The organism is Rhizobium rhizogenes NBRC 13257 (genome assembly GCF_000696095.1).
GTDB classification, from domain to species: domain Bacteria; phylum Pseudomonadota; class Alphaproteobacteria; order Rhizobiales; family Rhizobiaceae; genus Rhizobium; species Rhizobium rhizogenes.
On the sequence record NZ_BAYX01000007.1, the window covers coordinates 320837 to 346106 of the forward strand.

General features: G+C 60.5%; 20 protein-coding genes. 11 read left to right on the forward strand and 9 right to left on the reverse strand.

The window, feature by feature from the left end:
- Positions 1-71 precede the first annotated feature (71 nt).
- Positions 72-1574 (forward strand): outer membrane beta-barrel protein, encoded by a 1503-nt coding sequence (locus RRH01S_RS17935; protein WP_042473398.1) that lies wholly within the window; start codon positions 72-74, stop codon positions 1572-1574.
- Between the two features lie 57 nt (positions 1575-1631).
- Here the strand turns inward: RRH01S_RS17935 and galU are convergent, their stop codons facing one another.
- Positions 1632-2519 carry a UTP--glucose-1-phosphate uridylyltransferase GalU gene (gene galU, locus RRH01S_RS17940; RefSeq protein ID WP_007701064.1) on the reverse strand — a complete coding sequence of 296 codons (888 nt, stop codon included), beginning with the start codon at positions 2517-2519 and terminating at the stop codon, positions 1632-1634.
- Between the two features lie 203 nt (positions 2520-2722).
- On the opposite strand from galU, the gene RRH01S_RS17945 reads away from it, so the two are divergent.
- The 3 genes from RRH01S_RS17945 to RRH01S_RS17955 all read left to right on the forward strand — a co-directional run bounded on the left by RRH01S_RS17945 (position 2723) and on the right by RRH01S_RS17955 (position 6237).
- A complete protein-coding gene (locus tag RRH01S_RS17945) occupies positions 2723-3946 on the forward strand; it encodes a lytic murein transglycosylase (protein ID WP_012652340.1) in 1224 nt (407 codons plus the stop codon).
- An 88-nt stretch (positions 3947-4034) separates the two neighbouring features.
- On the forward strand, positions 4035-5246 hold the full coding sequence (locus RRH01S_RS17950; RefSeq protein ID WP_012652341.1) for an SGNH/GDSL hydrolase family protein: 1212 nt from the start codon (positions 4035-4037) through the stop codon (positions 5244-5246).
- 241 nt (positions 5247-5487) lie between these two features.
- Positions 5488-6237: an aminoacyl--tRNA ligase-related protein gene (locus RRH01S_RS17955; RefSeq protein WP_034517538.1), complete on the forward strand. Its 750-nt coding sequence runs from the start codon at positions 5488-5490 to the stop codon at positions 6235-6237.
- Positions 6238-6300: 63 nt separating this feature from the next.
- On the opposite strand, the gene RRH01S_RS17960 is transcribed toward RRH01S_RS17955, so the two are convergent.
- Positions 6301-7755, reverse strand: coding sequence for a glutamate synthase subunit beta (locus tag RRH01S_RS17960; RefSeq protein ID WP_034517537.1), 1455 nt, complete (start codon positions 7753-7755; stop codon positions 6301-6303).
- A 177-nt stretch (positions 7756-7932) separates the two neighbouring features.
- Entirely contained in the window at positions 7933-12657 is a 4725-nt protein-coding gene (gene gltB, locus RRH01S_RS17965; protein WP_041722703.1) for a glutamate synthase large subunit, read from the reverse strand.
- A 564-nt stretch (positions 12658-13221) separates the two neighbouring features.
- Between gltB and RRH01S_RS17970 the strand changes: the two genes are divergently transcribed.
- On the forward strand, positions 13222-14268 hold the full coding sequence (locus tag RRH01S_RS17970; protein ID WP_012652346.1) for a threonine aldolase family protein: 1047 nt from the start codon (positions 13222-13224) through the stop codon (positions 14266-14268).
- 402 nt (positions 14269-14670) lie between these two features.
- Here the strand turns inward: RRH01S_RS17970 and RRH01S_RS17975 are convergent, their stop codons facing one another.
- The gene (locus RRH01S_RS17975) at positions 14671-15528 is read right to left on the reverse strand and encodes a LysR family transcriptional regulator (RefSeq protein ID WP_012652348.1); all 858 of its coding nucleotides are present in this window, start codon (positions 15526-15528) and stop codon (positions 14671-14673) included.
- Positions 15529-15636: 108 nt separating this feature from the next.
- On the opposite strand from RRH01S_RS17975, the gene RRH01S_RS17980 reads away from it, so the two are divergent.
- Positions 15637-16656, forward strand: a complete 1020-nt coding sequence (locus RRH01S_RS17980) for a bile acid:sodium symporter family protein (protein ID WP_012652349.1) — start codon at positions 15637-15639, stop codon at positions 16654-16656.
- A 104-nt stretch (positions 16657-16760) separates the two neighbouring features.
- Here RRH01S_RS17980 and RRH01S_RS17985 read toward each other — a convergent pair whose 3' ends face one another.
- Both RRH01S_RS17985 and RRH01S_RS17990 read right to left on the reverse strand, forming a co-directional pair.
- Positions 16761-17225, reverse strand: a complete 465-nt coding sequence (locus tag RRH01S_RS17985) for an Hsp20 family protein (protein ID WP_007701033.1) — start codon at positions 17223-17225, stop codon at positions 16761-16763.
- A 357-nt stretch (positions 17226-17582) separates the two neighbouring features.
- Positions 17583-17999: a DUF2000 domain-containing protein gene (locus RRH01S_RS17990; RefSeq protein WP_042473402.1), complete on the reverse strand. Its 417-nt coding sequence runs from the start codon at positions 17997-17999 to the stop codon at positions 17583-17585.
- Positions 18000-18130: 131 nt separating this feature from the next.
- Here RRH01S_RS17990 and RRH01S_RS17995 point away from each other — a divergent pair, with 131 nt between their 5' ends.
- Positions 18131-18610, forward strand: coding sequence for an Lrp/AsnC family transcriptional regulator (locus RRH01S_RS17995; RefSeq protein ID WP_012652351.1), 480 nt, complete (start codon positions 18131-18133; stop codon positions 18608-18610).
- A gap of 41 nt (positions 18611-18651) precedes the next feature.
- On the opposite strand, the gene RRH01S_RS18000 is transcribed toward RRH01S_RS17995, so the two are convergent.
- A complete protein-coding gene (locus RRH01S_RS18000) occupies positions 18652-19230 on the reverse strand; it encodes a nucleotidyltransferase family protein (RefSeq protein WP_012652352.1) in 579 nt (192 codons plus the stop codon).
- Positions 19231-19304: 74 nt separating this feature from the next.
- Here RRH01S_RS18000 and RRH01S_RS18005 point away from each other — a divergent pair, with 74 nt between their 5' ends.
- The 3 genes from RRH01S_RS18005 to RRH01S_RS18015 all read left to right on the forward strand — a co-directional run bounded on the left by RRH01S_RS18005 (position 19305) and on the right by RRH01S_RS18015 (position 22434).
- Positions 19305-19856 (forward strand): GNAT family N-acetyltransferase, encoded by a 552-nt coding sequence (locus RRH01S_RS18005; protein WP_049783209.1) that lies wholly within the window; start codon positions 19305-19307, stop codon positions 19854-19856.
- A 344-nt stretch (positions 19857-20200) separates the two neighbouring features.
- Positions 20201-21268 (forward strand): cyclic nucleotide-gated ion channel, encoded by a 1068-nt coding sequence (locus RRH01S_RS18010; protein WP_012652354.1) that lies wholly within the window; start codon positions 20201-20203, stop codon positions 21266-21268.
- A gap of 191 nt (positions 21269-21459) precedes the next feature.
- Positions 21460-22434, forward strand: coding sequence for an alpha/beta fold hydrolase (locus tag RRH01S_RS18015; RefSeq protein WP_042473406.1), 975 nt, complete (start codon positions 21460-21462; stop codon positions 22432-22434).
- Positions 22435-22492: 58 nt separating this feature from the next.
- On the opposite strand, the gene hisN is transcribed toward RRH01S_RS18015, so the two are convergent.
- Both hisN and RRH01S_RS18025 read right to left on the reverse strand, forming a co-directional pair.
- Positions 22493-23266 carry a histidinol-phosphatase gene (gene hisN / locus RRH01S_RS18020; protein WP_007701019.1) on the reverse strand — a complete coding sequence of 258 codons (774 nt, stop codon included), beginning with the start codon at positions 23264-23266 and terminating at the stop codon, positions 22493-22495.
- A gap of 423 nt (positions 23267-23689) precedes the next feature.
- A complete protein-coding gene (locus RRH01S_RS18025; protein WP_034519238.1) occupies positions 23690-24574 on the reverse strand; it encodes an N-formylglutamate amidohydrolase in 885 nt (294 codons plus the stop codon).
- Between the two features lie 287 nt (positions 24575-24861).
- Between RRH01S_RS18025 and cpdR1 the strand changes: the two genes are divergently transcribed.
- A complete protein-coding gene (cpdR1, locus tag RRH01S_RS18030; protein ID WP_004117561.1) occupies positions 24862-25224 on the forward strand; it encodes a response regulator CpdR1 in 363 nt (120 codons plus the stop codon).
- Positions 25225-25270: the final 46 nt, after the last annotated feature.

Consider the following 25270-nt stretch of genomic DNA (forward strand, 5'->3'; position numbering starts at 1 on the left):
GCGTTAACCATGAGGCTTTAGGATTGGGTAAGAATTTAAGGCATTTCCAGTAAGATCAGACATAGGATCAAATGGACATCGGCAACAACAAGGCGGGTGGACGCTCCCTCCGGCTGACGGCATGCGCTGCATCCGCTCTGCTGGGCTGGGGCGTATTAGCTATGCCGATGCCGGTCCATGCGCAGTCGGCCGACACCAGCCAGGCAGGCTCAACCGACACCGACAGCCTCGATCTTCCCGTCACCGCCACAACAACCGCCAAATCCAAGACGACCAAAACCGCAAACCAGAGCTCGACGGATGCGGACGCGCCAGTCAACGGTCGCCTCCGGCTCGGCAGCATCGACCCTACGACGACCGGCTCGACCCTCGACGACGATCTGCGCCGCGTCAATCTGCGCGAGACCGGCGTCGATGATCTGAGGGCGCGGCAATATCCGGACCGCGCGGACGCGCAGGGCATACCGCTCGGCACCTTTACCCTGCGTCCCTCCATCAACCAGTCCGTCAATGTCGAACGCAACCGCACCGGCTCCACCAATGACGATCGCAGCTTCCTGCAGACAGATCTGCGCAGCACACTGACCTCGGATTGGGACCGCCATGCGCTGACCATCACCGGTGAGGGCGTCTGGCAGAAGAATTTCAGCGGCAGCGGCGCGGAGCAACCGACCGTCAATCTCAACGCCGACCTGCGCCTAGACCTTCCCGCCGACACCGTCGCCCACATCACCGCCGGCTATCAATTCTTCCGCGAGGATACCAGCGATCCGAACGCCATTGCCAACGCCTCGAAGCAATCGGCCGTCAACCAGTTCAATACCGGTCTCTCGCTGGAGCGTGATTTCGGCGTGCTGCGTGGCACGACAGCCGTGGCATTGACCCGCACCATCTATTCCGACGCCGTGCTCTCGGATGGAACGCCGGTGACGCTCAGCGACCGTAACCAGACGGCCGGCACCTGGCGCGGGCGCATCGGTTACGAGCTGTCGCCAGCCCTCATTCCCTTCCTCGAAGCAGATCTCGGCCTTGCCGTCTACGACCAGTCGCATGACAGCAACGGCTACGCTCGCTCGAACCAGAGCTTTGGCGGCAAGGCGGGCGTCGAGCTCGACCTCGGCGAGAAGATGAAAGGTGAGCTCGGCTTCGGCTATCAGCACACGGAATTCGATGATTCGCGGCTCGCCGCAATCGATTCGCCGACCATCGACGGCAAACTCGCCTGGTCGCCGCAGCGCGGCACCGATGTCAGCATCGGTCTTGCGACCACGGTCCAGCCCTCCACGACGGCGGGCGAAAGCGGCTACACCGCCTACCAGCTCACCAGCACCTTGAGCCACCAGTTGCGCGACGACCTCACCGCCAAGCTGACCGGCGGCACGATCTGGCGCAATTATCCCTCCGACAGCTCTTTCGCCGACGAAACGGAATATGACGCAGCTCTCGGCTTCACCTGGGGCATCAACCGCTACCTCGATCTCACCAGCAACGTCGGCTACCAGCTGACGTCACGAAAGACGGGCGACGATACACGACAGGTCCAGGCAGGCGTGGGATTGACGGTGAAGAGGTAAAACTCTCCCCGCCCTTTCGAAACTCTCGAGAGCGGGGAGAGAAGACTTTGATCTCCGTTACTTCAGCGCCGCGACCAGCGCCTTCAGACCGTCTTCGACAGTCGGGCGAATATCCGCGCGGGCGAGCGCGAAGGCGACGTTGGCGAGGATGAAGCCATCCTTGGCGCCGCAGTCGAACGTCTGGCCCTGGAAGTGGTAACCGGCGAAATCCTGCTTCTGGGCAAGCTTCAACATGCCGTCGGTCAACTGGATCTCGTTGCCCGCACCACGCTCCTGGCTCTCCAGGATCTCGAAAATCTCCGGCTGCAGGATGTAGCGGCCATTGATAAAGAAATTCGACGGGGCTGTGCCCTTGGCCGGCTTTTCCACCATCCCGGTGATGCGGAAGCCATTGCCGATGGTGTCGCCGACGCCGACGATGCCGTATTTGTGGGTCTGATCCGGCGTGCATTCCTCGACCGCGATGACATTGCCGCCGCTGGTTTCATAAAGCTCGATCATGCCCTTCATGCAGCCCTTTTCGGCGCTCATGACCATGTCGGGCAGAAGCAGCGCGAACGGCTCGTCGCCGACGATCTCGCGGGCGCACCAGACGGCGTGACCGAGGCCGAGCGGTTCCTGCTGGCGCGTGAAGCTCGCCGTGCCCGCCTTCGGCAAGAGGCCGCTCAAAAGCGTCAGCTCGGCATTCTTGTTGCGCTGGCGCAATGTCTGCTCGAGCTCGAACTGAATGTCGAAATAGTCTTCGATGACATGCTTGCTGCGGCCGGTCACGAACACGAAATGCTCGATGCCCGCCTCCATCGCCTCGTCGACGACGTATTGGATCACCGGCTTGTCGACAACGGTCAGCATTTCCTTCGGCACCGCCTTGGTTGCCGGCAAGAATCGCGTCCCGAGCCCGGCGACCGGAAATACTGCCTTACGCACCTTTTTATGCTGTCCCACTCATACCTCCTGGGGAATTAAATCGTTCTGCGCCAACATTATTTGAGGGTCAGTAGAATAAATTTGCGACTGTTTTGCAATGATGACTGACCCCGGCTTCCATGGTAAACAATTTGTTGACTTCATTCCTGTAATGTCATGCTTGGGCGACTGCTACGCGCATCGCCGCTCCGAAATCCAAGTATTGATGGACACGGCTGTAGATGACTTCAAACCGCAAACACTCCCTTCTCGGTCTCGCTCTGGCGCTCGCGCTCGGCGCCTTTGCGGGATTGACCCCCATTAACGCCAATGCGGACCCAGGGTTCCAAAAATGGATTGCGGGTTTCTACAGCACCGCCGCTAAGAGCGGCATTACGCAGTCGACCTATCGCAATGCATTTGCCGGCGTGACGGACCCCGACCCCACGGTCCTCGAAAAAGCGCAATACCAGCCGGAATTCAAATCCCAGATCTGGGATTACCTGGATTCCCGCGTCAACCCCTATACCGTCGATGTTGGCCGCAAGATGGCGACCAAATACGGTTCCACACTGCGTTCACTTGAACAGCATTTCGGGGTGGACCGCAATATCATGCTCGCCATCTGGTCGATGGAATCAAATTACGGCGCCGTCCTGGCCAAGGAAGAGAAGCTGCATTACGTGCCCCGCGCGCTGGCGACGCTTGCCTATGCCGACCCGAAGCGCGCCAACTACGCCAAGAAGCAATTGATCGCGGCGCTGAAGATCCTGCAGAATGGCGACATATCGCGCAAGGAGTTGACCGGCTCCTGGGCCGGCGCCATGGGCCACACCCAATTCATCCCGACCAGCTACCTGCTCTATGCCGTCGATGCCGATGGCAGCGGCCATGCCGATATCTGGAATTCCATTCCCGATGCGCTGGCGACAACAGCAAACCTGCTGGCCAAGAACGGCTGGAGCACTGGCCACACCTGGGGCTACGAAGTCACCGTGCCGCCGGGCGGCAGCGCGCAGACCGGCAAGACCCGTACGCTTGCCCAATGGGCCGCCCTCGGTTTCGCTCGCCCAAGCGGCAAGGGCTTCCGCCTGAACTCCGAGCGCGCGCAGCTGAAGATGCCGGGTGGTCCCAATGGACCGGGCTTCCTGATGACCAGCAATTTCTTCACCATCAAGCGCTATAATGCTTCCGACAGCTACGCGATCGCCGTCGGCCTGCTTGCCGATCAGCTCGCCGGCTATGGCGGCATGCAGCAATCCTGGCCACGTCCGAGCGGCACGCTGGATGTGAAGCAGAAATTCGAGCTGCAGACGCGTCTGAAGGAACTCGGCTATTATGACGGCGTCGTCGATGGCAATTTTGGCTCCGGCTCCAAGGCCGCCATCGCCGCGGTTCAGCAACGTATCGGCATGGACGCCGATGGCGAACCCTCGATGAGCCTGTTGAACGCGCTGCGCAAATAGGTCGCCGCCATCAACCATGAGCCTTGGATCGGCTGGACGGCGGTGCCGTCCTAATGCGACCATGGGGCATTGAGCGGAAAAGAGCCCGATGAAAAACCGACCTGCCCGCACAATCATGGCTGCCGCGAAATCGACCCTCGCGGCGCTTCTTGCTGTCTGTTTTACCCTTGCTTGCCTGTTGACGGCCGCCGAGGCGCAGGAGCGGCCGCGCAAGACGCTGCTCGACATATTGTTCGGCCGATCCGAGCCCGATATTCCCGACCAATCCTACGATCGGCCGGCTCCGAGACGCTCGACGCAGCCGCGTAAACGGGTCGCGCCACCGCCGAAGCCGCGTCAGGTCGTGGTTCAACCGGATACGCCGCCACCGGCGGAAAAGCTGCCCGACGCCAAGACGATCCTCGTCGTCGGCGATTTTCTGGCAAGTGGGCTCGGCGATGGATTGGCAGACGCCTTTTCGACATCGCCCGGCGTCGTCGTCCAGACCCGCGGCACCGTCGCCTCCGGCCTTGTGCGCCAAGATTATTATAACTGGCCACAGCAACTGCCCACCATGCTGGATCAGTTGAAGCCAGCGGTCGTCGTCGTGATGATCGGCGCCAACGACCGCCAGCAGATCATCGGCGACGGCCTCAACGAAAAATACGGCACCGACCCCTGGTTCCTCGCCTATGAGGAGCGCGTGCAGCAGTTTGCCAAGCTGGTGACGAACCGCCATATCCCCCTCATCTGGGTCGGCCTGCCGGCCTTCGGTTCTGATCAGTTGACCGAAGGCGCGGTGAAGCTCAATCAGCTTTACCAGAGCCAGGTCGCAAGCGCCGGCGGCGAGTTCATCGATATCTGGGACGGGTTTACCGACCAGAACGGCGAGTTCATCGTCACGGGCTCCGATATCAACGGCCAGCAGGTGCGGCTCAGAACCGCCGACGGTGTCAACCTGACGGCGGCGGGCAAGCGCAAAGTCGCCTTCTACGTCGAAAAGCCGGTGCGCCGCCTGCTGGGCGACCAGGCAAGCCCCGACATCACGCGCCTGGACACCAGTAATCCGCTGGCGCCCGAACAAGCCAACCTGCCGGCAACAGAGACGGAAAAGATCACCCGCACCCAGCCGATGAGCATCTCCGACCCCAATCTCGACGGCGGCTCGCAGCTCCTCGGCGGAACTCCCGCCCCGGCGCCCACGACGCCCTCGCCCCGCGACCTCCTGGTCGAGAAAGGCCAGATGGCCCCGGCCCCGACGGGCCGCGTCGATGATTATCGGCTGCCGGGGGCTGCGCCGCCGACGACAGCGACCCGATAGGCGGCACTTGGGCCAATTTGACAACATCACAATTGGCCAATAGAAAATCCGCCTATGAGCACGAACCGCGCAGATCTTACCGATCGTAACCGCACCTGCCTGCAGGCTGCGGTTTTCTGCGCGTTCTCCGGCCGAGGTCTCCGCGTCCAGTTGTGACAGCCGGAAGCAGCGCTGCGACCGGCCGCTGCTGGACGTAAAGCCCTCGCCAAAAACATCAACGTTGCCCAAGGAGAGAGGCATCGTGCTCAATATATACAACGTCAATTCGCTCGTTCACTGGGAAGAGCGGGACATCCGGCTCCGTGACGATCTCGTCCGGTTCTTTTCCGATGAGGTCCGCAGTTTCCTCAGATCCGCAAATCCGGCTTGGGATGTCCGGAGAGTTGAAGCCGCTGCCCTCATGCCACGCCATCTCGTTTCGGATGCCTATTCGAATGCCGACATCTGGGTTCAGGAGCAGATATCCCCGACGGATCCCCAATTGGTGCTTCGGCCGGAGACGACACCATCGACCTATGTCTACATGCAGCATCTCCTCGAAAATCATTCCAGGACACGACTGCCATTATGTGTTTGGCAGGCCGGAAAATCCTATCGTCGGGAGCAGGAGCAACCGACGAAGCATGTCAGGCTCAAGGAGTTCTGGCAGCTTGAGTTCCAATGCGCCTTCACCGCCGATAGCGGCAATGATTATCATGCCGCTTGCCTCGAACCAGTCCGCCGCATGATCGCATCGATGATTCATCTGCCGACAAGGATCGTTCCATCGGATCGCCTGCCGGCCTATTCGCAGGTGACGATGGATATCGAGGTGGATAACGGCGACAAATGGATGGAAGTCTGCTCGATCTCAAAGCGCACCGATTTCCCGCAGCGCTACCGTAGCAAGGGCAAGGCGGGCCCCGTCGTGGATCATGACGTTCTGGTGCTCGAAATCGCCATCGGCCTCGACCGCTGCATCTACAATTGGAACATCGCGGCCAGCAGATAAAAGGAAAGCCGGGCTCTGTACGAGCCCGGCTTTCAATGCTTGCTTGGATATTGGCGAGGCGTTTTACCGCGGCAACACCGTGGCGCCCATCAGGGCCTCGTCGATCGCGCGAGCGGCCTGGCGGCCTTCGCGGATGGCCCAGACGACCAGGGACTGGCCGCGGCGGACGTCGCCGGCGGTCCAGAGCTTGTCGACCGAGGTCTTGTAGCTCTTGTCGTCGGCGACGACGTTGGTCGAGCCGCGCTTGTCGGTGTTGAGCGTCAGCTTGCCGTCGAGGTCCTTGAGCACGCTGTCGGTGAACGGGCCGCGGAAGCCGATGGCGATGAAGGCAAGGTCGGCGCGGATAACGAATTCCGTGCCGGCGATCGGCTTGCGGCGCTCATCCACTTCGCAGCACTTCACGCCGGTCAGCACGCCGTCTTCACCGATGAATTCCAGCGTAGCGACCTGGAATTCGCGCACGGCACCTTCGGCCTGCGAAGAGGAAGTCCGCATCTTCGTTGCCCAGAACGGCCAGACGGCGAGCTTGTCTTCCTTTTCCGGCGGCTGCGGGCGGATGTCGAGCTGGGTCACCTTGACGGCGCCCTGGCGGAAAGCCGTGCCGACGCAGTCGGACGCGGTATCGCCACCACCGACGACGACAATATGCTTGCCGCCGGCGAGGATCGGGTCGGACGGCCAGCCGATGCTGTCGATGTTTTCGCGACCGACGCGGCGGTTCTGCTGCACGAGATAGGGCATGGCATCATGGACGCCGGCAAGCCCGACGCCGGGAATGCCGGCCTCACGCGGAGTTTCCGAGCCGCCGCAATAAAGAACGGCATCATAATCGGCCAGAAGCTGTTCCATCTTGACGTCGACGCCGACATTGACGCCGCAATGGAAGGTCACGCCCTCGCCCTTCATCTGCTCGACGCGGCGATCGATGAAGTTCTTCTCCATCTTGAAGTCCGGAATGCCGTAACGCAGCAATCCGCCGGCCTTCGACTCGCGCTCGTAGAGATGAACCTCATGGCCGGCGCGGCCGAGCTGCTGGGCAGCTGCCATGCCGGCGGGGCCGGAGCCGATGACGGCGACCTTCTTGCCGGTATGGACCGTAGCCGGCTGCGGGCGAATGAAGCCGAGCTCATAGGCCTTGTCGGCAATCGCCTGCTCGACCGTCTTGATCGCGACCGGCGCATCCTCGAGGTTCAGCGTGCAGGCTTCCTCGCAGGGCGCGGGGCAGACACGGCCGGTGAACTCCGGGAAGTTGTTGGTCGAATGCAGGTTGCGGATCGCCTCTTCCCAGTTGTTGTTGTAGACGAGGTCGTTCCAGTCTGGGATCTGGTTGTGCACCGGGCAGCCGGTCGGGCCGTGGCAATAGGGGATGCCACAGTCCATGCAGCGCGCGGCCTGTTTCTGCACTTCCGGGTCCGACATGGGGATCGTGAATTCGCGGAAATGCCGGATACGGTCCGACGCCGGCTGATACTTGCCAACCTGCCGGTCGATTTCCAAGAAGCCTGTTACCTTGCCCATGCTTTCGTTTCCTCACTCTAAAGAGGAGCCCGATGGCTCCCGTGCCTGAAGGCAAATCCCGCTGCCTTGTCCGGCACTGTAATTCAAATCTGATTCCGCTCTTCGACAGCTGCGACCGCCATTTCGGCGATCGCAATCAGGCGCGAAACCCTCGAATGGAAAGGGCGTTGCCGCGGATCACTCCGCCGCCACGCTCATCCGGTTCCGCTCCATGTCCTCAAGGGCGCGGCGGTATTCAACCGGCATGACCTTGCGGAATTTCGGACGGTAATCGGTCCAATGATCGATGATTTCCTTTGCACGCGTCGAACCAGTGTAGTGGAAATGGTTCGAAATGAGCTGGTAGAGCCGCTCCTCATCGTGACGCGTCATGTCGTCGGAGACGTCGACACGTCCTTTATGCATGAGGTCGCCACCGTGATGGTGCAGCTTCTCCAGCAATTCGTCCTCTTCCGGAACCGGCTCCAGCTCGACCATCGCCATGTTGCAGCGGCGGGCGAAATCGCCCTTCTCGTCGAGCACATAGGCAACGCCGCCCGACATGCCGGCTGCGAAGTTGCGGCCGGTTTCGCCGAGCACGACGACGACACCGCCGGTCATGTATTCGCAGCCATGGTCGCCCACGCCTTCAACAACGGCGATGGCGCCGGAGTTGCGCACCGCGAAACGCTCGCCGGCAACGCCACGGAAGTAGCACTCGCCCTCGGTCGCGCCGTAAAGCACGGTGTTGCCGACGATGATCGAATGTTCGGCCAGGATCTTCGAGTTCTCCGGCGGACGGATGATGATGCGGCCGCCCGAAAGCCCCTTGCCGACATAGTCGTTGCCGTCACCGATGAGGTTGAAGGTGACGCCCCGTGCCAGGAACGCGCCGAACGACTGTCCGGCGGTGCCCCTCAGCGTGACGCTGATCGTATCGTCCTTCAGCCCGCGAGCGCCGTAACGCTTAGCGACTGCGCCCGACAGCATCGCGCCGGCCGAACGGTCGACGTTCTTGATGTCCACTTCGATCGCAACCGGCGTCTTGCTGGCAAGCGCCGGCTCGGCCTGCTCGATCAGCTTGCGGTCGAGAATGTCGTCGATCGGATGCTTCTGCAGGGACGTCCAATAGGTCGCTTCCTTCGGCGCATCGACCTTGTGGAAGATGCGGCTGAAGTCGAGCCCCTTGGCCTTCCAATGGGCGAGCATGTCGTCCTTCTCCAAGAGCTCCGAAGCGCCGATGACATCGTCCAGCCTGGTAAAGCCAAGCGAGGCGAGGATTTCGCGCACTTCCTGAGCGACGAAGAAGAAGTAGTTGATGACGTGCTCCGGCGTGCCCTTGAAGCGCTTGCGCAGAACCGGATCCTGCGTCGCGACACCCACCGGACAGGTGTTGAGGTGGCACTTGCGCATCATGATGCAGCCGGCCGCGATCAGCGGTGCGGTGGCAAAACCGAACTCGTCCGCGCCGAGCAGCGCGCCGATGATGACGTCACGACCGGTCTTCAAACCGCCGTCCACCTGCAGGGCGATGCGCGAGCGCAAGCCGTTCAGCACCAGCGTCTGCTGTGTCTCAGCAAGGCCGATCTCCCAAGGCGAACCGGCATGCTTCAGCGAGGTGAGCGGCGAGGCGCCCGTGCCGCCGTCGAAGCCGGCGACGGTGATGTGGTCGGCGCGCGCCTTGGCAACGCCGGCGGCAACCGTGCCGACGCCAACTTCCGAGACGAGCTTGACCGAGACATCGGCGGTCGGGTTGACGTTCTTTAGGTCGAAAATCAGCTGCGCCAGATCTTCGATCGAGTAGATGTCGTGGTGCGGCGGCGGCGAGATCAGGCCGACGCCGGGCGTCGAATGCCGGGTCTTGGCGACGGTCGCGTCGACCTTGTGGCCGGGCAACTGTCCGCCCTCGCCGGGCTTGGCACCCTGCGCGACCTTGATCTGCAGCACGTCGGCATTGACTAGATATTCGGTGGTCACACCGAAGCGGCCAGACGCAATCTGCTTGATCGCCGAGCGTTCCGGGTTCGGCGAACCGTCGAAGAGCGGCATGTAGCGATCGGACTCTTCGCCACCCTCGCCGGTGTTCGACTTGCCGCCGATCCGGTTCATGGCGATCGCCAGTGTCGTATGCGCCTCGCGGCTGATCGAGCCGAAGGACATGGCGCCCGTCGAGAAGCGCTTGACGATGTCGACAGCAGGCTCGACGTCATCGACCGAAATCGGCTTGCGGCCGAGCGCTTCCGCGCTCTTGATCTTGAACAGGCCACGGATGGTGTTCATCCGCAGTGCCGAGTCATTGACCATGTCCGCGAACTCGCGATAGCGATCCTCGGCATTGCCGCGCACGGCATGCTGAAGCGCGGCCACCGCATCCGGTGTCCAGGCGTGGCTTTCGCCGCGCATACGGTAGGCATATTCGCCGCCGATCTCGAGCGTGCTTGCCAGGATCGGATCGGCACCGAAGGCCGACTTGTGACGGGCGACGGTTTCCTCGGCAATGGTCTCGAGGCCGATGCCTTCGATCATGGTCGCCGTGCCGAAGAAATACTTGTCGACCAGTTCTTCCTGCAGGCCGATCGCGTCGAAGATCTGCGCGCCGCAATAGGACTGATAGGTCGAAATGCCCATCTTCGACATGACCTTGAGGATGCCTTTACCGACCGCCTTGATATAGCGATACACGACTTCCGTGGCGTCCACTTCCTTCGGGAATTCGCCGCGCTGATGCATGTCGAGCAGCGTGTCGAAGGCGAGATAGGGGTTGATCGCCTCGGCGCCATAGCCGGCAAGCAGGCAGAAATGATGCACTTCGCGCGGCTCGCCGGTTTCGACGACGAGGCCGACCGAGGTACGCAACCCCTTGCGGATCAGGTGATGGTGCACGGCAGCCGTCGCCAGCAGCGCCGGGATCGCGATACGGTCCGGTCCGATCTGGCGGTCGGAAAGCACGATGATGTTGTAGCCGCCGCGAACGGCTGCTTCGGCGCGCTCGCAGAGACGGTCGAGCATTTCCGGCATGCCTTCGGCGCCGCGCTCGACATCATAGGTAAAGTCGAGCGTCTTGGTGTCGAAGCGATCTTCCGTGTGGCCGATCGAGCGGATCTTTTCCAGATCGCCATTGGTCAGGATCGGCTGGCGCACTTCCAACCGCTTGGCGTTTGCCATGCCGGTATGGTCGAGCAGGTTCGGGCGCGGGCCGATGAAGGAGACGAGGCTCATCACCAGCTCTTCGCGGATCGGGTCGATCGGCGGGTTCGTCACCTGCGCGAAGTTCTGCTTGAAATAGGTGTAAAGCAGCTTCGGCTTGTCGGACATGGCCGAGATCGGCGTATCCGTACCCATGGAGCCGATGGCCTCCTGCCCCGTCGTCGCCATCGGCGACATCAGGAGCTTAGTGTCCTCCAGCGTATAGCCGAAGGCCTGCTGGCGATCGAGCAGCGACACGTCGCGGCGCAGCGCGCGCGGCTCCACCGGCTTCAGGTCTTCCAGGATCAACTGCGTGCGCTTGAGCCAGCTCTGATAGGGATGCTTGCTGGCAAGCTCGGACTTCACCTCGTCATCAGAGATGATGCGGCCCTTTTCCATGTCGATCAGCAGCATCTTGCCCGGCTGCAGGCGCCACTTCTGGATGATCTTCTCTTCGTCGACCGGCAGAACGCCGGCTTCCGACGCCATGATGATGCGATCGTCATTGGTGACGAGATAGCGGGCCGGACGCAGGCCGTTGCGGTCGAGCGTCGCGCCGATCTGCTTGCCGTCGGTGAAGGCAACGGCGGCCGGGCCGTCCCACGGCTCCATCAGGGCTGCGTGATATTCGTAGAATGCCTTGCGCTCGGCAGCCATCAGCTGGTTGCCGGCCCATGCCTCAGGGATGAGCATCATCACGGCATGCGCCATGGAGTAGCCGCCGCGCACAAGGAACTCGAGCGCGTTGTCGAAACAGGCGGTGTCCGACTGTCCTTCGTAGGAGATCGGCCAGAGCTTGGAGATATCGTCGCCGAACAGCGGCGAAGATACCGACGCCTGACGCGCCGCCATCCAGTTGACGTTGCCGCGCAGCGTGTTGATTTCGCCGTTATGGGCGACCATGCGATACGGATGCGCGAGCTTCCACGACGGGAAGGTGTTGGTTGAGAAGCGCTGATGGACGAGGGCAACCGCCGATTCGAAGCGCGGATCGGCCAGGTCCTTATAATAGGCGCCCACCTGATAGGCGAGGAACATGCCCTTATAGACGATGGTCGAGTTCGACAGCGACACTGGGTAGAAATTGCTCTCTTCGCCCTCATATTCCGCATAGATGCGGTTCGAGATCACCTTGCGCAGGGTGAACAGGCGGCGCTCGAATTCGTCATGCGTGCCGGCATCACGACCGGCGCCGATGAAGACCTGCACATGATGCGGCTCGGTGCCGGCAATATCCGGGGCCTTGGAGAGCGAGGAATTGTCGACCGGCACGTCGCGGAAGCCGAGCAGAACCTGGCCTTCCTCGGTTACGACCTGCTTGATGGCGGTCTTGAAATGTTCGATCAGCGTCTCGTCGCGCGGCAGGAAGAAATGGCCGACGCCATATTCGCCAGCCTTCGGCAGGATAACGCCCTGAAGCGCCATTTCCTCGCGGAAGAAACGGTCCGGGATCTGCACGAGAATGCCCGCGCCATCGCCCATCAGCGGATCTGCGCCGACGGCACCGCGATGCGTCAGGTTCTCGAGAATGAACAGGCCGTCGCGCACGATCTGATGCGACTTCTGGCCCTTCATATGCGCGACAAAGCCGACGCCGCAGGCATCATGTTCATTGCGCGGATCGTAAAGGCCTTGCTTCCGTGGGATGCCGGCGGCGCGTTTCGACGTTTTGGCCGCAGCGACAGCATTGGCTGCAGCGATCTGGTCAAAAGTCATGGACGGCGTCCTGTTCGTCATCGTCTTCCCTCCGGTAAGGCCCGCGGCGCGGGCGATCCTTCGTCCCGCGTCGCCCCGTTACCCGGTCCGACGCGCGACAGCGCTGTTGCATTGTGAAGATCCGGTCGCAAACCTGGCCCACGGTGGAGCCTGTCGTCAGCGTTCCGCGCCTTGCTATTCCACCGCCGCTCCGCCCCGTCGCCTCGAAGGCTTAAAAGGGCTCGCTCCCGGTAACTATAGCTCGAAATCCCGACATCGTCAGGACCCCTGGCGCATCTTCGGCCTCGGCGGCCAAAATAGGACAGCAACCCTGTCCTAATTCACCAGCTCTATGACAGAAAGCTTCTGCCTTCGCAAGAGCAAAACGGCAAAATTTCGTCAACGCGCGACGGAAGATTGCCGATGTTGCAAATTTCAAGCAAGAAAGTTTCGCTGCAGCGCATCATTTTGTTTGTTGATTGCTTAGATCAATTTCTGTGATGAGTCCTTCAGCACTGCACTCTTGATAGCCCGCACCATTGGATTAATGTCCGGCAGACCTTAACTACCTTTCCCGCAAACCTGTAGTCTCAGTTGGTGCTATCAATGTTTTTTGCTTCCGATAATTGGGCTGGTGCCCATTCCAAGATCGCCGAACGTCTGCTCGCCGAATCCGGCGGCTTCGCCTCGGCCTACGGCACAAGCGATCTCGACCAGAAGGTCGAAGCCAAGTTCGCCGAGATTTTCGAGCGCGAAGTCTCTGTCTTCTTTGTCGCGACCGGCACCGCCGCCAATTCGCTATCGCTCACCAGTGTCCAGAAGCCGGGCGGGATCAGCTTCTGCCATACTGAGGCGCATGTCGCCGAAGATGAATGCGGCGCGCCGGATTTCTTCAGCGGCGCAAGACTCGCGACCGTTGACGGTCCCGGCGGCAAGATCGACCCGAAGGCGCTCGCCACCAAGGTCGCGCGCTTCCCGCAGGACGCCATCCATCACGGCCGCGCTGCTGCCGTGACCATCACCCAGGCGACGGAAATCGGCACGGTCTATTCGCTCGCCGAGATCGATGCCATCGCCGCCATCAGCAAAGCGAACGGATTGCCGCTGCACATGGACGGCGCCCGCTTCGCCAATGCGCTGGTCGCGCTCGACGCCAGCCCGGCGGAAATGACCTGGAAACGCGGCGTCGACATCCTCTCCTTCGGCGGCACCAAGAACGGTTGCTGGTGCGCCGAGGCGATTGTCTTCTTTAATCCGGAGCAGGCAAAGGAGATGCATTTCATCCGCAAGCGTGCCGCTCAGCTTTTCTCCAAATCGCGTTTCATCGCTGCCCAGTTCGACGGCTATTTCCAGGACGGCCTCTGGCTCGACCTCGCCCGCCATTCAAACCGCATGGCCGATCGCCTGCGCGCCGGCATCGAGCAGGCGCCTGGCGCTCGCCTCGCATGGCCGACCGCATCGAACGAAGTCTTCGCCATCATCTCGAAATCGGCCGCCAAGACCGCCGAAGACAAGGGCGCGAAGTTCTATGAATGGCCGATCCCGGAATCGCAGCCGGATCTGGTGAACGAGAACGAAACCCTGATCCGCCTCGTCACCAGCTTTGCCACGACCGAGGGCGATGTCGCCGGCTTCCTTGGCTGCCTTGCTTGACGATTGAATAAAAAAGAGCGCCGAACTGGCTTTCGGCCAGCCGGCGCTCAGTCTGGCGACAAAAGCCTAGTTCTGATTCCGATGCGTGAACATCGTGAAGTTCGATGCGCCGTCATAAGGAGGCGCACGATGAGCGATCATCGTCATTGCCATTACGCAGGCTACAAGTCCGGAAATGAAGATGGCACCATAGATCATCGGGGCTGATATCCTCGATTCAGCTCATTCACTGCACAACACGATAGCAGCGAAAGCTGACTCCAACCTGAACCGCGTGCACCTCTGAATCGGGACACGCGAAAAGGGAAATGACAGCCGGCGAAAGAATCTTAACAAATCCTTTACGCCTATTCACATGATCCGAAACGGCATTCGTGATCGGCTCAAGACGAGCCCGACGCGTCACATCGACCGCAATCCCCTCACTTTCGCCAGGATATCCTCCGACAAGGCGCTGACCAGCAGCTGATCGGCACCCTTGCGCGGCACCAGCACGAATTCGACATCCTCCAACGCCGGCAGCCAGCCCGGCGCGATTTCCGACAATCCCGCCGGCGCCATGCTGCGCGGCTGAACGAGAACGCCCATGCCGGCGCGGGCCGCCGCCGTCAATCCGCTAAGGCTGCCGCAGGTGCAGACAATGCGCCAAGGCACCTGCTGGCGGCGCAGCGCTTCCAGCGCCACGGCGCGCGTAACGCTCGGCGCTGGAAAGGCGATCAGCGGCAGAGGCCCGGCAAGCGCGCGGATACGAGCAGGATCGCGCGCCAGCCAGACCAGCGGCTCGCGATAGACCAGCCTTCCCCTGACATCGCCGAGACGGCGCTTAGCGAGCACGAGATCGAGATCGCCATTATCCTGCATCTCATAAAGTGTACCGCTGAGCGCGACTGTCAGTTCGAAATCGACCGAGGGATGCGAGCGGACGAAATCCTCCAGCACATCCGGCAACTGGCTGGTGACGAAATCCTCGGAAACGCCGAGCCGCAGACTGCCACGCAGGCTGTTGCCGGCAAAAAGCTGCTGCACCTCGCCTTCGATCGACAACATCTGCCGAGCATGGCCGAGTAGCGCCTCGCCGTCGCCCGTCAACACCACCCGATGCGTGTCACGCGCGAGCAGCCTGCGCCCAAGCGTGGCTTCCAGCCGCTGGATGTGCTGGCTGACGGTCGACTGACCCAGCCCGAGCCGCTCGGCAGCCAGCGTGAAGCTGCCCATCTGCTCGACGGCGACGAAGCTGCGCAATTGCGTGAGATCGAGCATCGCTTTCATCCTGATTTACGATAACTGTTATTCCTTGCATCGTGGATCGCAATAGGTCTATCTGCAAGGACATTCTTACGGTTTGTAATTGCGATTGGGGTTGGCACAATGCGCCGCTTTCTTCCAGACACCTTCACCATGTTGCTCGTCCTGACGGTCCTGACGGCATCCTTCTTTCCCGTTCAGGGAGCGAGCGCCCACTATTTCAGTATCGCCACGAACTTCGCGATCGGCCTGCTGTTCTTCCTGCACGGCGCGCGCCTGTCACGCGATGTCGTCATCGCCGGCATGCTGCATTGGCGGCTGCATCTGGTCATCCTGCTGACGACCTTCGGCATCTTCCCATTGCTGGTGCTCGGCATCGGCCAGGTCGTCCCGAACAGCATTCTGCCGGTGTCGCTTTATACCGGCTTGCTGTTCCTGAGCGTCCTGCCCTCGACCGTGCAGTCGTCCATCGCCTTCACCTCGATCGCCGGCGGTAACGTTCCGGCCGCCATCTGCTCGGCTTCGGCTTCCAACATCTTCGGCATGTTCCTGACACCGCTGCTTGTCGGCGTGCTGTTTTCGGTCGGCGGCCAGGGTGGCGGCTTTTCCTGGGATGTCCTGTGGCAGATCATGTTGCAACTGCTCGCCCCCTTCATCGCCGGCCAACTGTTGCAGCCATGGATCGGTGACTGGATCCGCTCAAAGAAGAAGATCCTGATGCCGGTCGACCGCGGCTCGATCCTGATGGTCGTCTATTCGGCCTTTAGCGAGGCCGTCGTCGAAGGACTGTGGCACACCTTCTCGGTGCTCGACATCGCCACCGTCATCGTTGCCAACATGGTACTGCTAGCAATGGTGCTCTGCATCACCATGTTCGGCAGCCGCGCGCTCGGCTTTTCCAAGGCCGACGAGATCACCATCACCTTCTGCGGCTCAAAGAAGTCGCTGGCAAGCGGCGTGCCGATGGCCAACGTCATCTTCGCCGGCCAGGGTATCGGCGCCATCGTCCTGCCGCTGATGCTGTTCCATCAGATCCAGCTGATGACCTGCGCCTTCATCGCCCAGAAATATGCCGATGCGGCCAAGAGGCGGGAGACGGCCAAGGCGGAAACCGAGGCCAATGGAGCCACGAACGCAGCTTAGCCACATTCCCGATAGTACCAAAGACAAAGGCGGCGCCCCATCGGAGCGCCGCCTTATTTTTTGATCTTGGGAGGATCTGTCCTCAGCCTATCGGCTGACGACGGTTAGCTGATATGAGCTTCGATCGCCTTCGGGGTATCGACCGGCTCGGCGGCGATGGAGATGCGGCGGGGCTTCATGGCTTCCGGAATGTTGCGCAACAGATCGATGTGCAGCAGACCATTCTTCAGCGAAGCCGCCTGGACCTCGACATGATCGGCGAGCTGGAAGCGACGCTCGAAGGCGCGCTTGGCGATGCCGCGATAGAGATATTCGCTGGCTTCCGCCGGCTCTTCGCTCTTTTCACCCTTGACCTGCAGAACATGGGCGTGAGCCTCGATGCTCAGTTCCTTTTCATCAAACCCGGCAACAGCCATGGTAATGCGATAGGTGTTCTCGCCGGTGCGCTCGATATTGTAGGGCGGATAGGTCTGACCCTGATCCGGCTGCGCAAGGCTGTCGAGCATGGTGAAGAGACGGTCGAAACCGACGGTGGAACGGTAAAGGGGAGTAAAGTCTACGTGACGCATGGTGTCCTCCTGTGAGCGACGATTGCGATTTACGATTTGCCCCGCAGCCCCGCTCTGGGCGGCCTTGGGACGGTTTCGCGGGCCCGTTTGGCACCCGCAGAATGGAGATGGTGATCGCATTTCAGGAGTTCAAGGTCCCAATGGCTGGCCTCGGATTTCGGCGAAAATTCGCGTGAACCGCAGATGAACACCCGGTTCGGCACCCGTTCAGGCTGGCGGGACTATCAATATAACCGTCGGATGCATCAAATACATCCGATGACTGAAGCATATCGTCCCTTCTTCTTCAGTCCTTACTCGGCCGGCTCAGCGGATCTCTCTATCTCCGCAAGCCGGCCTTTTTTATGCTCTGGCGGGCTATCGCAGGAGCTTCAGCGAACCGGTCAGCGACTTCACCCATTTCGAAGGACCAGCCAGTCCCAATCCATCGATCACTTCCTCAGACAGATCCCGGCCCGAAAACGTCGCCTCATAGTCCGTGTAATCATGCAGCGAGCGTGCAAAGGCCGGAAAGGGGACGATTGCCCGCTCGTTCGGTTGCGGCAGGGCCTTCAGCATCAGCGCCAGGATCGTATCCGCGTCGGCCTGCAGGATCGGAACCGGCAGGTTGGAGCTGATATCGATGGCGCGATCGTCGCGATCGGCAAGCTGGCAGGCCGCAAGACCCGGAAACCTGGCGCCGAGACCAATGGCGATCGCGCCCGCCGTGTTGGCGATCAGGCCAATTGGCAGTTCCGGATTGATGACGATGGCGAGACGGATATCGGGGAGCATGAGAACCTGCAGCAGATGATGAAACTGCCGCGGAGAATATATCTCACCATGGGAATTATCCTGCCTTTCATTGCCTGAAAATTTTCAGTTATGGTAGATCTTACCCAATTTAACTCCCGATAAGGTGAAGTATGCCCTTTCCGCTTGAAGCCGTCGACACACGCATCCTCGGCGCCCTCCAGAACGATGGCCGCCTGACGAATCAGGCGCTCTCCGCCGAGGTCGGGCTTTCGACCTCGCCTTGTTGGCGGCGGGTTCGGCAATTGGAGGAGAGCGGCGTCATCCAGAGCTATACGGCGGTTCTGGATCGGCGGCAGATCGGCCTCGGAGTTCTCGCCTTCATCCGGGTCAAGATCGACAGCCACAGCGAGGCGGAAGCGGAGGAATTCTCGCAGGACGTCCTGAAGCTGAGCGAGGTCGTCGCCTGCTACAGCATCGCCGGAGACGCCGATTTCCTGCTGCAGGTCGTGGCCGCGGATCTCGACGGCTACGCCGACTTCGCCATGCGGGTAGTGCGCCGCCTGCCGCGCATCAAGGAGATGCAGACAACATTCGTTCTGAAGGAGATCAAGCCATTCCGAGGTTTTCCGCTGGATGTGGCGGGCCGCTGAGCAGCGCATCGGTCGCACCGAAACTCGCCATGCTTTTGCGGTCACTCGTCCCAGCCTACGATCTTCAGCCCGGGCCATAACCCGACCCATCGAGTGACCTTGTTGTCATATATCTCGCGCGTGATCTGCTTCTTGACCGGGCGGACGACCAAGTCGAGCAGGTCGGAGATGCCGTATGGCGCGCAGAGTTCCAGGCCATCGGTCCGGGATTGCAGACCGACGGCCGTTGCAGTTGTTGGAAATGTTGTGATTGCATCGGCGGCCGATGTGTATGGATCTATCGGATATTTGAATTTCGCTTCGTACCAGAGATGAACCCTGGCTTCGTTTTTCACGTCTATCCACACTGGCAAATCAGAGAAAGAACTCCGGATTCGAAATGCGTGCTCCGCCTCCGCACTCTCTGAAAGATCCCCGGCATCAAAGTAGACGATATCGACATCGTTGATGCCATGCGTCAGGGGAAGGCCAAGAGAGTGATTCCAGACCGTTTGCGCAACAGCACCAGCAACCAGCCAGCAATCCGGGAGAGCAATTTTTTCCCAATTGCGCAGGATCGGAGATAGAAGAGGGCTTTCCCGAACGATCGCCTGCAACCGCAAAGACAACGTATCCTCCATTTCGAATCCTCCTAACGAATCTATTCAGAGCCGACGGCGGTTCCCATGAGAAATCTTTCGCAACGGGATTTGCAATGGCACATTTGTCGCGAAAAATAGCAGATGAACGCGTGGAGCAGAGAAGTATTGGGCCTGCCGAGATGATCCAGATACGACCCGCCACAGCGGATGAAGCCGCCGAAATAACCAATCTCCTTCGGCAGATCGCTACTTGGCTCCAGCACAAGGGAGAGCCCCTGTGGAATCCGGAGTCGTTTACGACCTCTCTCGTCCAGAGCGGCATAGAGCGGGGCGACTGGATCCTCGCGAAACAGGGGGCCATACTTGCCGGTATTGTTCTGCGGCAAACGGAAGATCCGGAAGGCTGGCCGGATCGGAAACCGGGCGATGCCTTTTACTTGCATAAATTATGCGTCAGCCGGGCTTTCGCTGGGCAAGGCGTTAGCCGGAAGCTGATCGAGTGGTTGAGCCAGAGCGCCCATTCACTGGGGCATGGCTATTTGCGGCTGGATTGCGCGCCGCGACCGGCACTCCTCAATCTCTACCCTTCCCTGGGCTTCAAGTTGGTCGACCAGCGCTTGATCGGTGGCCACCCCACCCATCGCTTCGAGAGAAAGATTAGGTAAGCACACATCAGAACCGTCGTAGCGCGCTGCTCGCGCGCGGCAAAGACCCTCGATAAAGCAGTTGGAACTCCCCCGCTGCGCTACCCCCTTCGGAAGACCCACCCGCTAGCGAGGCGCGACATCGTCATGGATTCGATCCTCTATTCCACGCCAGACAATCCGGTGCTGGAGAATTGCATCGAGGGGTTCTTCAAGCGCTTTGATGGGCACAAGCCGCGCTATACAGCCATAAATTGCTTATTTTGCTGGTCAACACTTAGCCGCCGTACATGTCCCGCAAGCCCTTTACGTTTGGACCGAAGACATCCTATTCTGGGAGAGTGGCTGCCCAGTCGGGGTATTGAATGTCGGCGCTCCCTTTCTCGAAGATTTCCGCATCGCTGAACGCGCTGCTCGCCGTAGTCGGTCTGTTGACGGTGGCTGCGCTGACGACGCCTGATATAGCCGGACAAACCAGGCTCATCTTGGAAGTGCTGCTCGCCAGCGTCTGGGCCGCCTATGTTCTGCAATTGATCGAGACGCTGTTCATGCAGCGGACGAGAGAGGCTCGCGGCAGGGTGCTGGAAACCACCGTCGACGTGCTTGCGGTTTTGGTCCCCGTGGCCGCATTGCTTTTCGTCCGCGGCCGCGACCAAAGCCTCTATTGTGCTATCTGGCTGTTGAAGCCGCTGCGCGGCTCGACCTTCTTCCGGCTGCTGGGCAGGGTGCTGACCAAAGAGGCGCGCAACCTGATCGGCGTCACCTCTATTTTCGGCATCGTTCTGTTCGGCGCAGCACTGGCAGCCTATATCATCGAGCGCGACGTCCAGCCTGACAAATTCGGTAGCATCCCCCTAGCGATGTGGTGGGCGGTGGTTACGCTATCCACCACCGGCTATGGCGACGAGATTCCGCAAAGTTTCGCCGGTCGCGTCCTTGCCGGCTTGGTCATGATGAGCGGAATCGGCATCTTTGCGCTGTGGGCCGGTATCCTCGCTACAGGCTTCTACGAAGAAGTCCGCCGTCAGGACTTCGTGCGCAATTGGCAACTGGTTGCAGCAGTACCACTGTTTGAGAAGCTTGGTTCGGGCGCGCTCATCGAGATTGTGCGGGCGTTGAGGCCTCGTGTCGTGCCGGCCGGCGCCGTAATCTGCCGTAAGGGCGAGACTGGCGACCAGATGTTCTTCATCGTTGAGGGCCGCGTCAGCGTCGCCACGCCGAACCCAGTAGAGCTCGGCTCCGGCAGCTTCTTCGGCGAGATGGCGCTGATCAGCGGCGAGCCCCGCTCAGCGACCGTCAGCGCTTCGACTGAAGTCTCGCTGTTGTCGCTCTATTCCTCGGATTTCCAGATGCTGTCCAGCAGCAGCCCGGAAATCGCCGACATCATCCGCAAGACCGCACTCGAACGCCGCGGTGCGACACCAAAGGCCTGATGACCACGATGTTTTGAGAAGGCCCTTTTGAAGGCGTCTTAGGTACCAGCGTTGCCATCGGAGAGGCCGATGAAAGAATATCTCAGCACCGGATATTCGACTGCAGAACCGACAATAAACCTGTTGCAATTCCCCCCACCTGCGCTATCCCCTTAAGACGAACCACCCCGCTAGCGAGGCGCGACATCGTCATGGATTCGATCCTCTATTCCACGCCAGACAATCCGGTGCCGGAAAACCGCATCGAGGGGTTCTTCGAAAGCTTCGACGGGCGCAAGCTGCGCTATGCCGTCTTCCGCAGCGAGCAGCCTGTCGCCAAGGGAACCGTGGTGCTGCTGCAGGGCCGCAACGAGTTCATCGAGAAATATCTGGAGACAATCCGCGATCTCACCGCCAAGGGGCTGTGGGTCGCGACCTTCGATCTGCGTAGCCAGGGTGGATCCGAGCGACTGCTGAAGGATCCGAGGCGCGGGCATGTCCACCGTTTTTCCGATTACGAACGCGATCTCACCGCCTTCCTCGACAAGATCGTGCTGCCGGACACGCGCCTGCCCTTCTTCCTGCTCGCGCATTCGACCGGCGCACTGATCGCGCTGTCGGCGGCGCCCCGGCTGGCGAGCCGGATCGAGCGTATGGTGCTGCTCGCGCCCTTCGTCGGCCTCATGGGCCAGGGAGCTTCGCCCGGTCTCGTGCGCGCCATCTCAGGCGCAGCCAGCGCCATCGGTCTTGGCCGGATTCAATTCAGCAAGAAAAATCTGGAAAGACCGTTCTCCGAAAACCCGCTGACCGGCGACGAGCGGCGCTACCAGCGCAACACGGGAATCGCCGCCACCTATCCGCAGCTCGTGCTCGGGCCGCCGACGGCGCGCTGGCTGTCGGAAGCTTTTCGTGCCATCGACCATGTCACCAGACCCGAACATCTGTTCTCGATCAGCATTCCGACCGTACTGATCGCACCGACCCGCGATGGCATCGTGCCCTATGCCGATCAGGAGCGGCTGGCGCGCTACTTCCGCGCGGCGCAATTCGTGCCCATTTACGGATCCAAGCATGAAATCCTGCAGGAGCGGGATATCTATCGGAACGCGGCGCTAGCGGCCATCAATGCCTTCATTCCCGGCAGCGACGCCGAAGCGAATGCCGAGGCAATGGACGTCGGAAGCTAGCGCAATCCCAGGAAAAGTGTACTGCAGGTTGCCGTCCGGAATTGCCTAAAAACAAGAGTTAGCGCGACAGGATGGCTCGCGCTTGATCATAGACTGCGCGGCTGCCGGCGGCGATGATGGAGCCGCCCATTTCCGGCCGGCCGCCGTCCCAGGTGGTGATGATGCCACCTGCCTGCTCGATGACGGGGATAATGCCGCCGACATCATAGGGTTTTAGCGAATTTTCGATGACGAGGTCGATATGGCCCGCGGCAAGCAGCGCATAGGCGTAGCAATCCGTGCCGTAGCGGAAGAGCCGTACCTGGCTCTCGATCTCGCGATACTTCACCATCTCCTCGCCGACAAAGAGATGCGGTGAAGTCGTGAAGAGAATGGCCTTCGACAGGCTGCCGCAATCGCGCACCCGCAGGCGCCTTTCGCCATCCGGACCGGAATAGGTCGAGCCGCTGCCATCGGCGAAATAACGCTCGCCGGTAAACGGCTGGTCGATCATGCCCATGATGGCACGGCCGTTTTTCTGCAGGCCGATCAGCGTTCCCCAAACGGGCACGCCCGAGATGAAGGCGCGTGTACCGTCGATCGGGTCGATCACCCAGACATGCTCGCGGTCGAGCCCGACATTGCCGTGCTCCTCGCCCAGAATGCCGTGATCGGGAAATTCCGCCTCGATCAGCGTCCGGATTGCCGCCTCGGCGGCCCGATCACCCTCGGTCACCGGATCGAAGCCTTGGGCTTCCTTGTTGACCACATCGATGCCGGCGCGAAAGCGCGGCAGAGTTTCGGCCTTAGCCGCTTCGGCCAGACGATAGAAGAACGCGCGATCAGGAAGCATGGTCGATCCGGATAAATGACGGGGCGGGCGAAGTCATAACGCATAAAGATCGGGAAGCAAACCGAATGCCGATGCAAGAGGCGGAATGCTCGCAGATCAAGCAGAAATTCCTAAATTGCCTAAATATTTCGCACTGCAATATTCTGCTTGACATTTGTGCAATGCGGTAGCATCATTCCCCCACAGTCTTCTGACTGTAAATACCCTCCTTGGGTGTTTCCTCCCTAGACTTAGCCGCGCCACAAGCGCGGTTCTTTTTTTGTCGAAGAGAGTCGCCGCGCCTACGGGGAGAGGCCAGATACTGGCACCCGGCAACAGCAAATATACTCGGCCATCGCCGTAGTCAGGCGATTCGACAGATTCTGTTAGTTCTGGAAAATCCGAGATAGCCCCTCATCCGAGGCATCGACATTTCGCTACGCCCTACTCCGCCGCCAGCGCCGGGTCGCCTGCGTAGGATTCCACATGTTCGGCGATGCGCTTCATGAACAGGGTGATGGCGGCAGCAACCTGATCGAAATCGGCACGCTTCTCCAGCGTCGCCTCATCGACATAGAGCGAGCGATTGACCTCAATCTGGAGGGCATGCAGCCCGCGGGAGGGGCGGCCGTAGTGCTCGGTGATAAAACCGCCGGCATAGGGCTTGTTGCGCACCGCGTTGAAGCCGAGTTCTTCGAGGATCTGCATCGCGGCGCGCGAAAGCTCCGCCGAGGCGCTGGTGCCGTAACGGTCGCCCAGGATGAAATCCGGCCGCACGTTGCTGCCGGCGATGCGGATATTGCCCGGCATGGAATGGCAGTCGACCAGGACACCGAAGCCGAACTGGACATGGGTGCGGGCGATCAGCCGACGCAGCGTCGCGTGATAGGGCTTGTAGATCGTGTCTATACGCCTGAGCGCCTCCTCGACGGGCACGCGCCGAGCATAGATTTCCATGTTTTCGGCGACGATTCGCGGGATCGTACCAAGGCCACCGGCGACCCTCAGCGAATTGACGTTGGCGTAAGGCGGCAAAGCACCATCGAACATGCGCGGATCGAGTTCATAGGGCTCGCGATTGACGTCGATATAGGCGCGGGGGAAATTGGCGAGCAGCAGCGGCGCGCCAAGATCGCTCGCCGCCGAAAACAACTCGTCGACATAATGATCTTCCGAGCGGCGGATGGCGATGCCCTGCAGGCGAGACTGGGCGATGAAATCGGGCGGGTAGATACGGCCGCTATGGGGCGAACTATAGACAAAGGGAATTGTCTGGGAGACGGGCTCCAATACCTCGAAAATCTCGAAATTACGCATCTCTGCGGACATCAACATTTTTACCGTGTCTACAACCTGTCGCAATATCCATGTTGCCAGTTGCATGCCCGCAAGTCCATACTAACTTTAGTGAAATGGCCTTAATCCAACGCCATAAAAGCGGCGGACCCTGGGGCCCCGATTTCATGTCCGCGCGAGATGGACTCAGATTGCAACCGCGCAGTAGCGAACGCGGATGATTATATCCCGTCCGACCATTCACGGCTTGTTTACGGCCACCGGCTACCTTACACGCTGGACAAGTCCAACAAGACAACAGTTGATTAGCGAAACAGATGATGACCCAGAAGATACTTCTTGCCGAAGATGACAACGACATGCGTCGCTTCCTTGTGAAGGCACTGGAAAAGGCCGGCTACAAGGTCTTGTCCTTTGACAACGGAGCAAGCGCCTATGACCGGCTGCGCGAAGAGCCCTTTTCGCTGCTCCTGACCGATATCGTCATGCCGGAAATGGATGGCATCGAGCTGGCGCGCCGCGCCACCGAGCTCGATCCAGACCTGAAAGTGATGTTCATCACCGGTTTTGCCGCCGTCGCGTTGAACCCTGATTCGAAGGCGCCGAAGGATGCGAAGGTGCTTTCCAAGCCGTTCCACCTGCGCGAACTCGTCGACGAAGTGAACAAACTCCTTGCCGCATAAGGCTTGCGGCGCACAGCGTCATAAAATTGAAAAAAGCCTATTGACG

Coding starts and splice junctions, on each gene's coding strand:
- RRH01S_RS17935 (WP_042473398.1), top strand. CDS start 72: ATGGACATCGGCAACAACAAGGCGGGTGGACGCTCCCTCCGGCTGACG.
- RRH01S_RS17945 (WP_012652340.1), top strand. CDS start 2,723: ATGACTTCAAACCGCAAACACTCCCTTCTCGGTCTCGCTCTGGCGCTC.
- RRH01S_RS17950 (WP_012652341.1), top strand. CDS start 4,035: ATGAAAAACCGACCTGCCCGCACAATCATGGCTGCCGCGAAATCGACC.
- RRH01S_RS17960 (WP_034517537.1), bottom strand. CDS start 7,755: ATGGGCAAGGTAACAGGCTTCTTGGAAATCGACCGGCAGGTTGGCAAG.
- gltB (WP_041722703.1), bottom strand. CDS start 12,657: ATGACGAACAGGACGCCGTCCATGACTTTTGACCAGATCGCTGCAGCC.
- RRH01S_RS17970 (WP_012652346.1), top strand. CDS start 13,222: ATGTTTTTTGCTTCCGATAATTGGGCTGGTGCCCATTCCAAGATCGCC.
- RRH01S_RS17975 (WP_012652348.1), bottom strand. CDS start 15,528: ATGCTCGATCTCACGCAATTGCGCAGCTTCGTCGCCGTCGAGCAGATG.
- RRH01S_RS17980 (WP_012652349.1), top strand. CDS start 15,637: ATGCGCCGCTTTCTTCCAGACACCTTCACCATGTTGCTCGTCCTGACG.
- RRH01S_RS17985 (WP_007701033.1), bottom strand. CDS start 17,225: ATGCGTCACGTAGACTTTACTCCCCTTTACCGTTCCACCGTCGGTTTC.
- RRH01S_RS17990 (WP_042473402.1), bottom strand. CDS start 17,999: ATGCTCCCCGATATCCGTCTCGCCATCGTCATCAATCCGGAACTGCCA.
- RRH01S_RS17995 (WP_012652351.1), top strand. CDS start 18,131: ATGCCCTTTCCGCTTGAAGCCGTCGACACACGCATCCTCGGCGCCCTC.
- RRH01S_RS18000 (WP_012652352.1), bottom strand. CDS start 19,230: ATGGAGGATACGTTGTCTTTGCGGTTGCAGGCGATCGTTCGGGAAAGC.
- RRH01S_RS18005 (WP_049783209.1), top strand. CDS start 19,305: ATGGCACATTTGTCGCGAAAAATAGCAGATGAACGCGTGGAGCAGAGA.
- RRH01S_RS18010 (WP_012652354.1), top strand. CDS start 20,201: ATGTCGGCGCTCCCTTTCTCGAAGATTTCCGCATCGCTGAACGCGCTG.
- RRH01S_RS18015 (WP_042473406.1), top strand. CDS start 21,460: ATGGATTCGATCCTCTATTCCACGCCAGACAATCCGGTGCCGGAAAAC.
- hisN (WP_007701019.1), bottom strand. CDS start 23,266: ATGCTTCCTGATCGCGCGTTCTTCTATCGTCTGGCCGAAGCGGCTAAG.
- RRH01S_RS18025 (WP_034519238.1), bottom strand. CDS start 24,574: ATGTCCGCAGAGATGCGTAATTTCGAGATTTTCGAGGTATTGGAGCCC.
- cpdR1 (WP_004117561.1), top strand. CDS start 24,862: ATGACCCAGAAGATACTTCTTGCCGAAGATGACAACGACATGCGTCGC.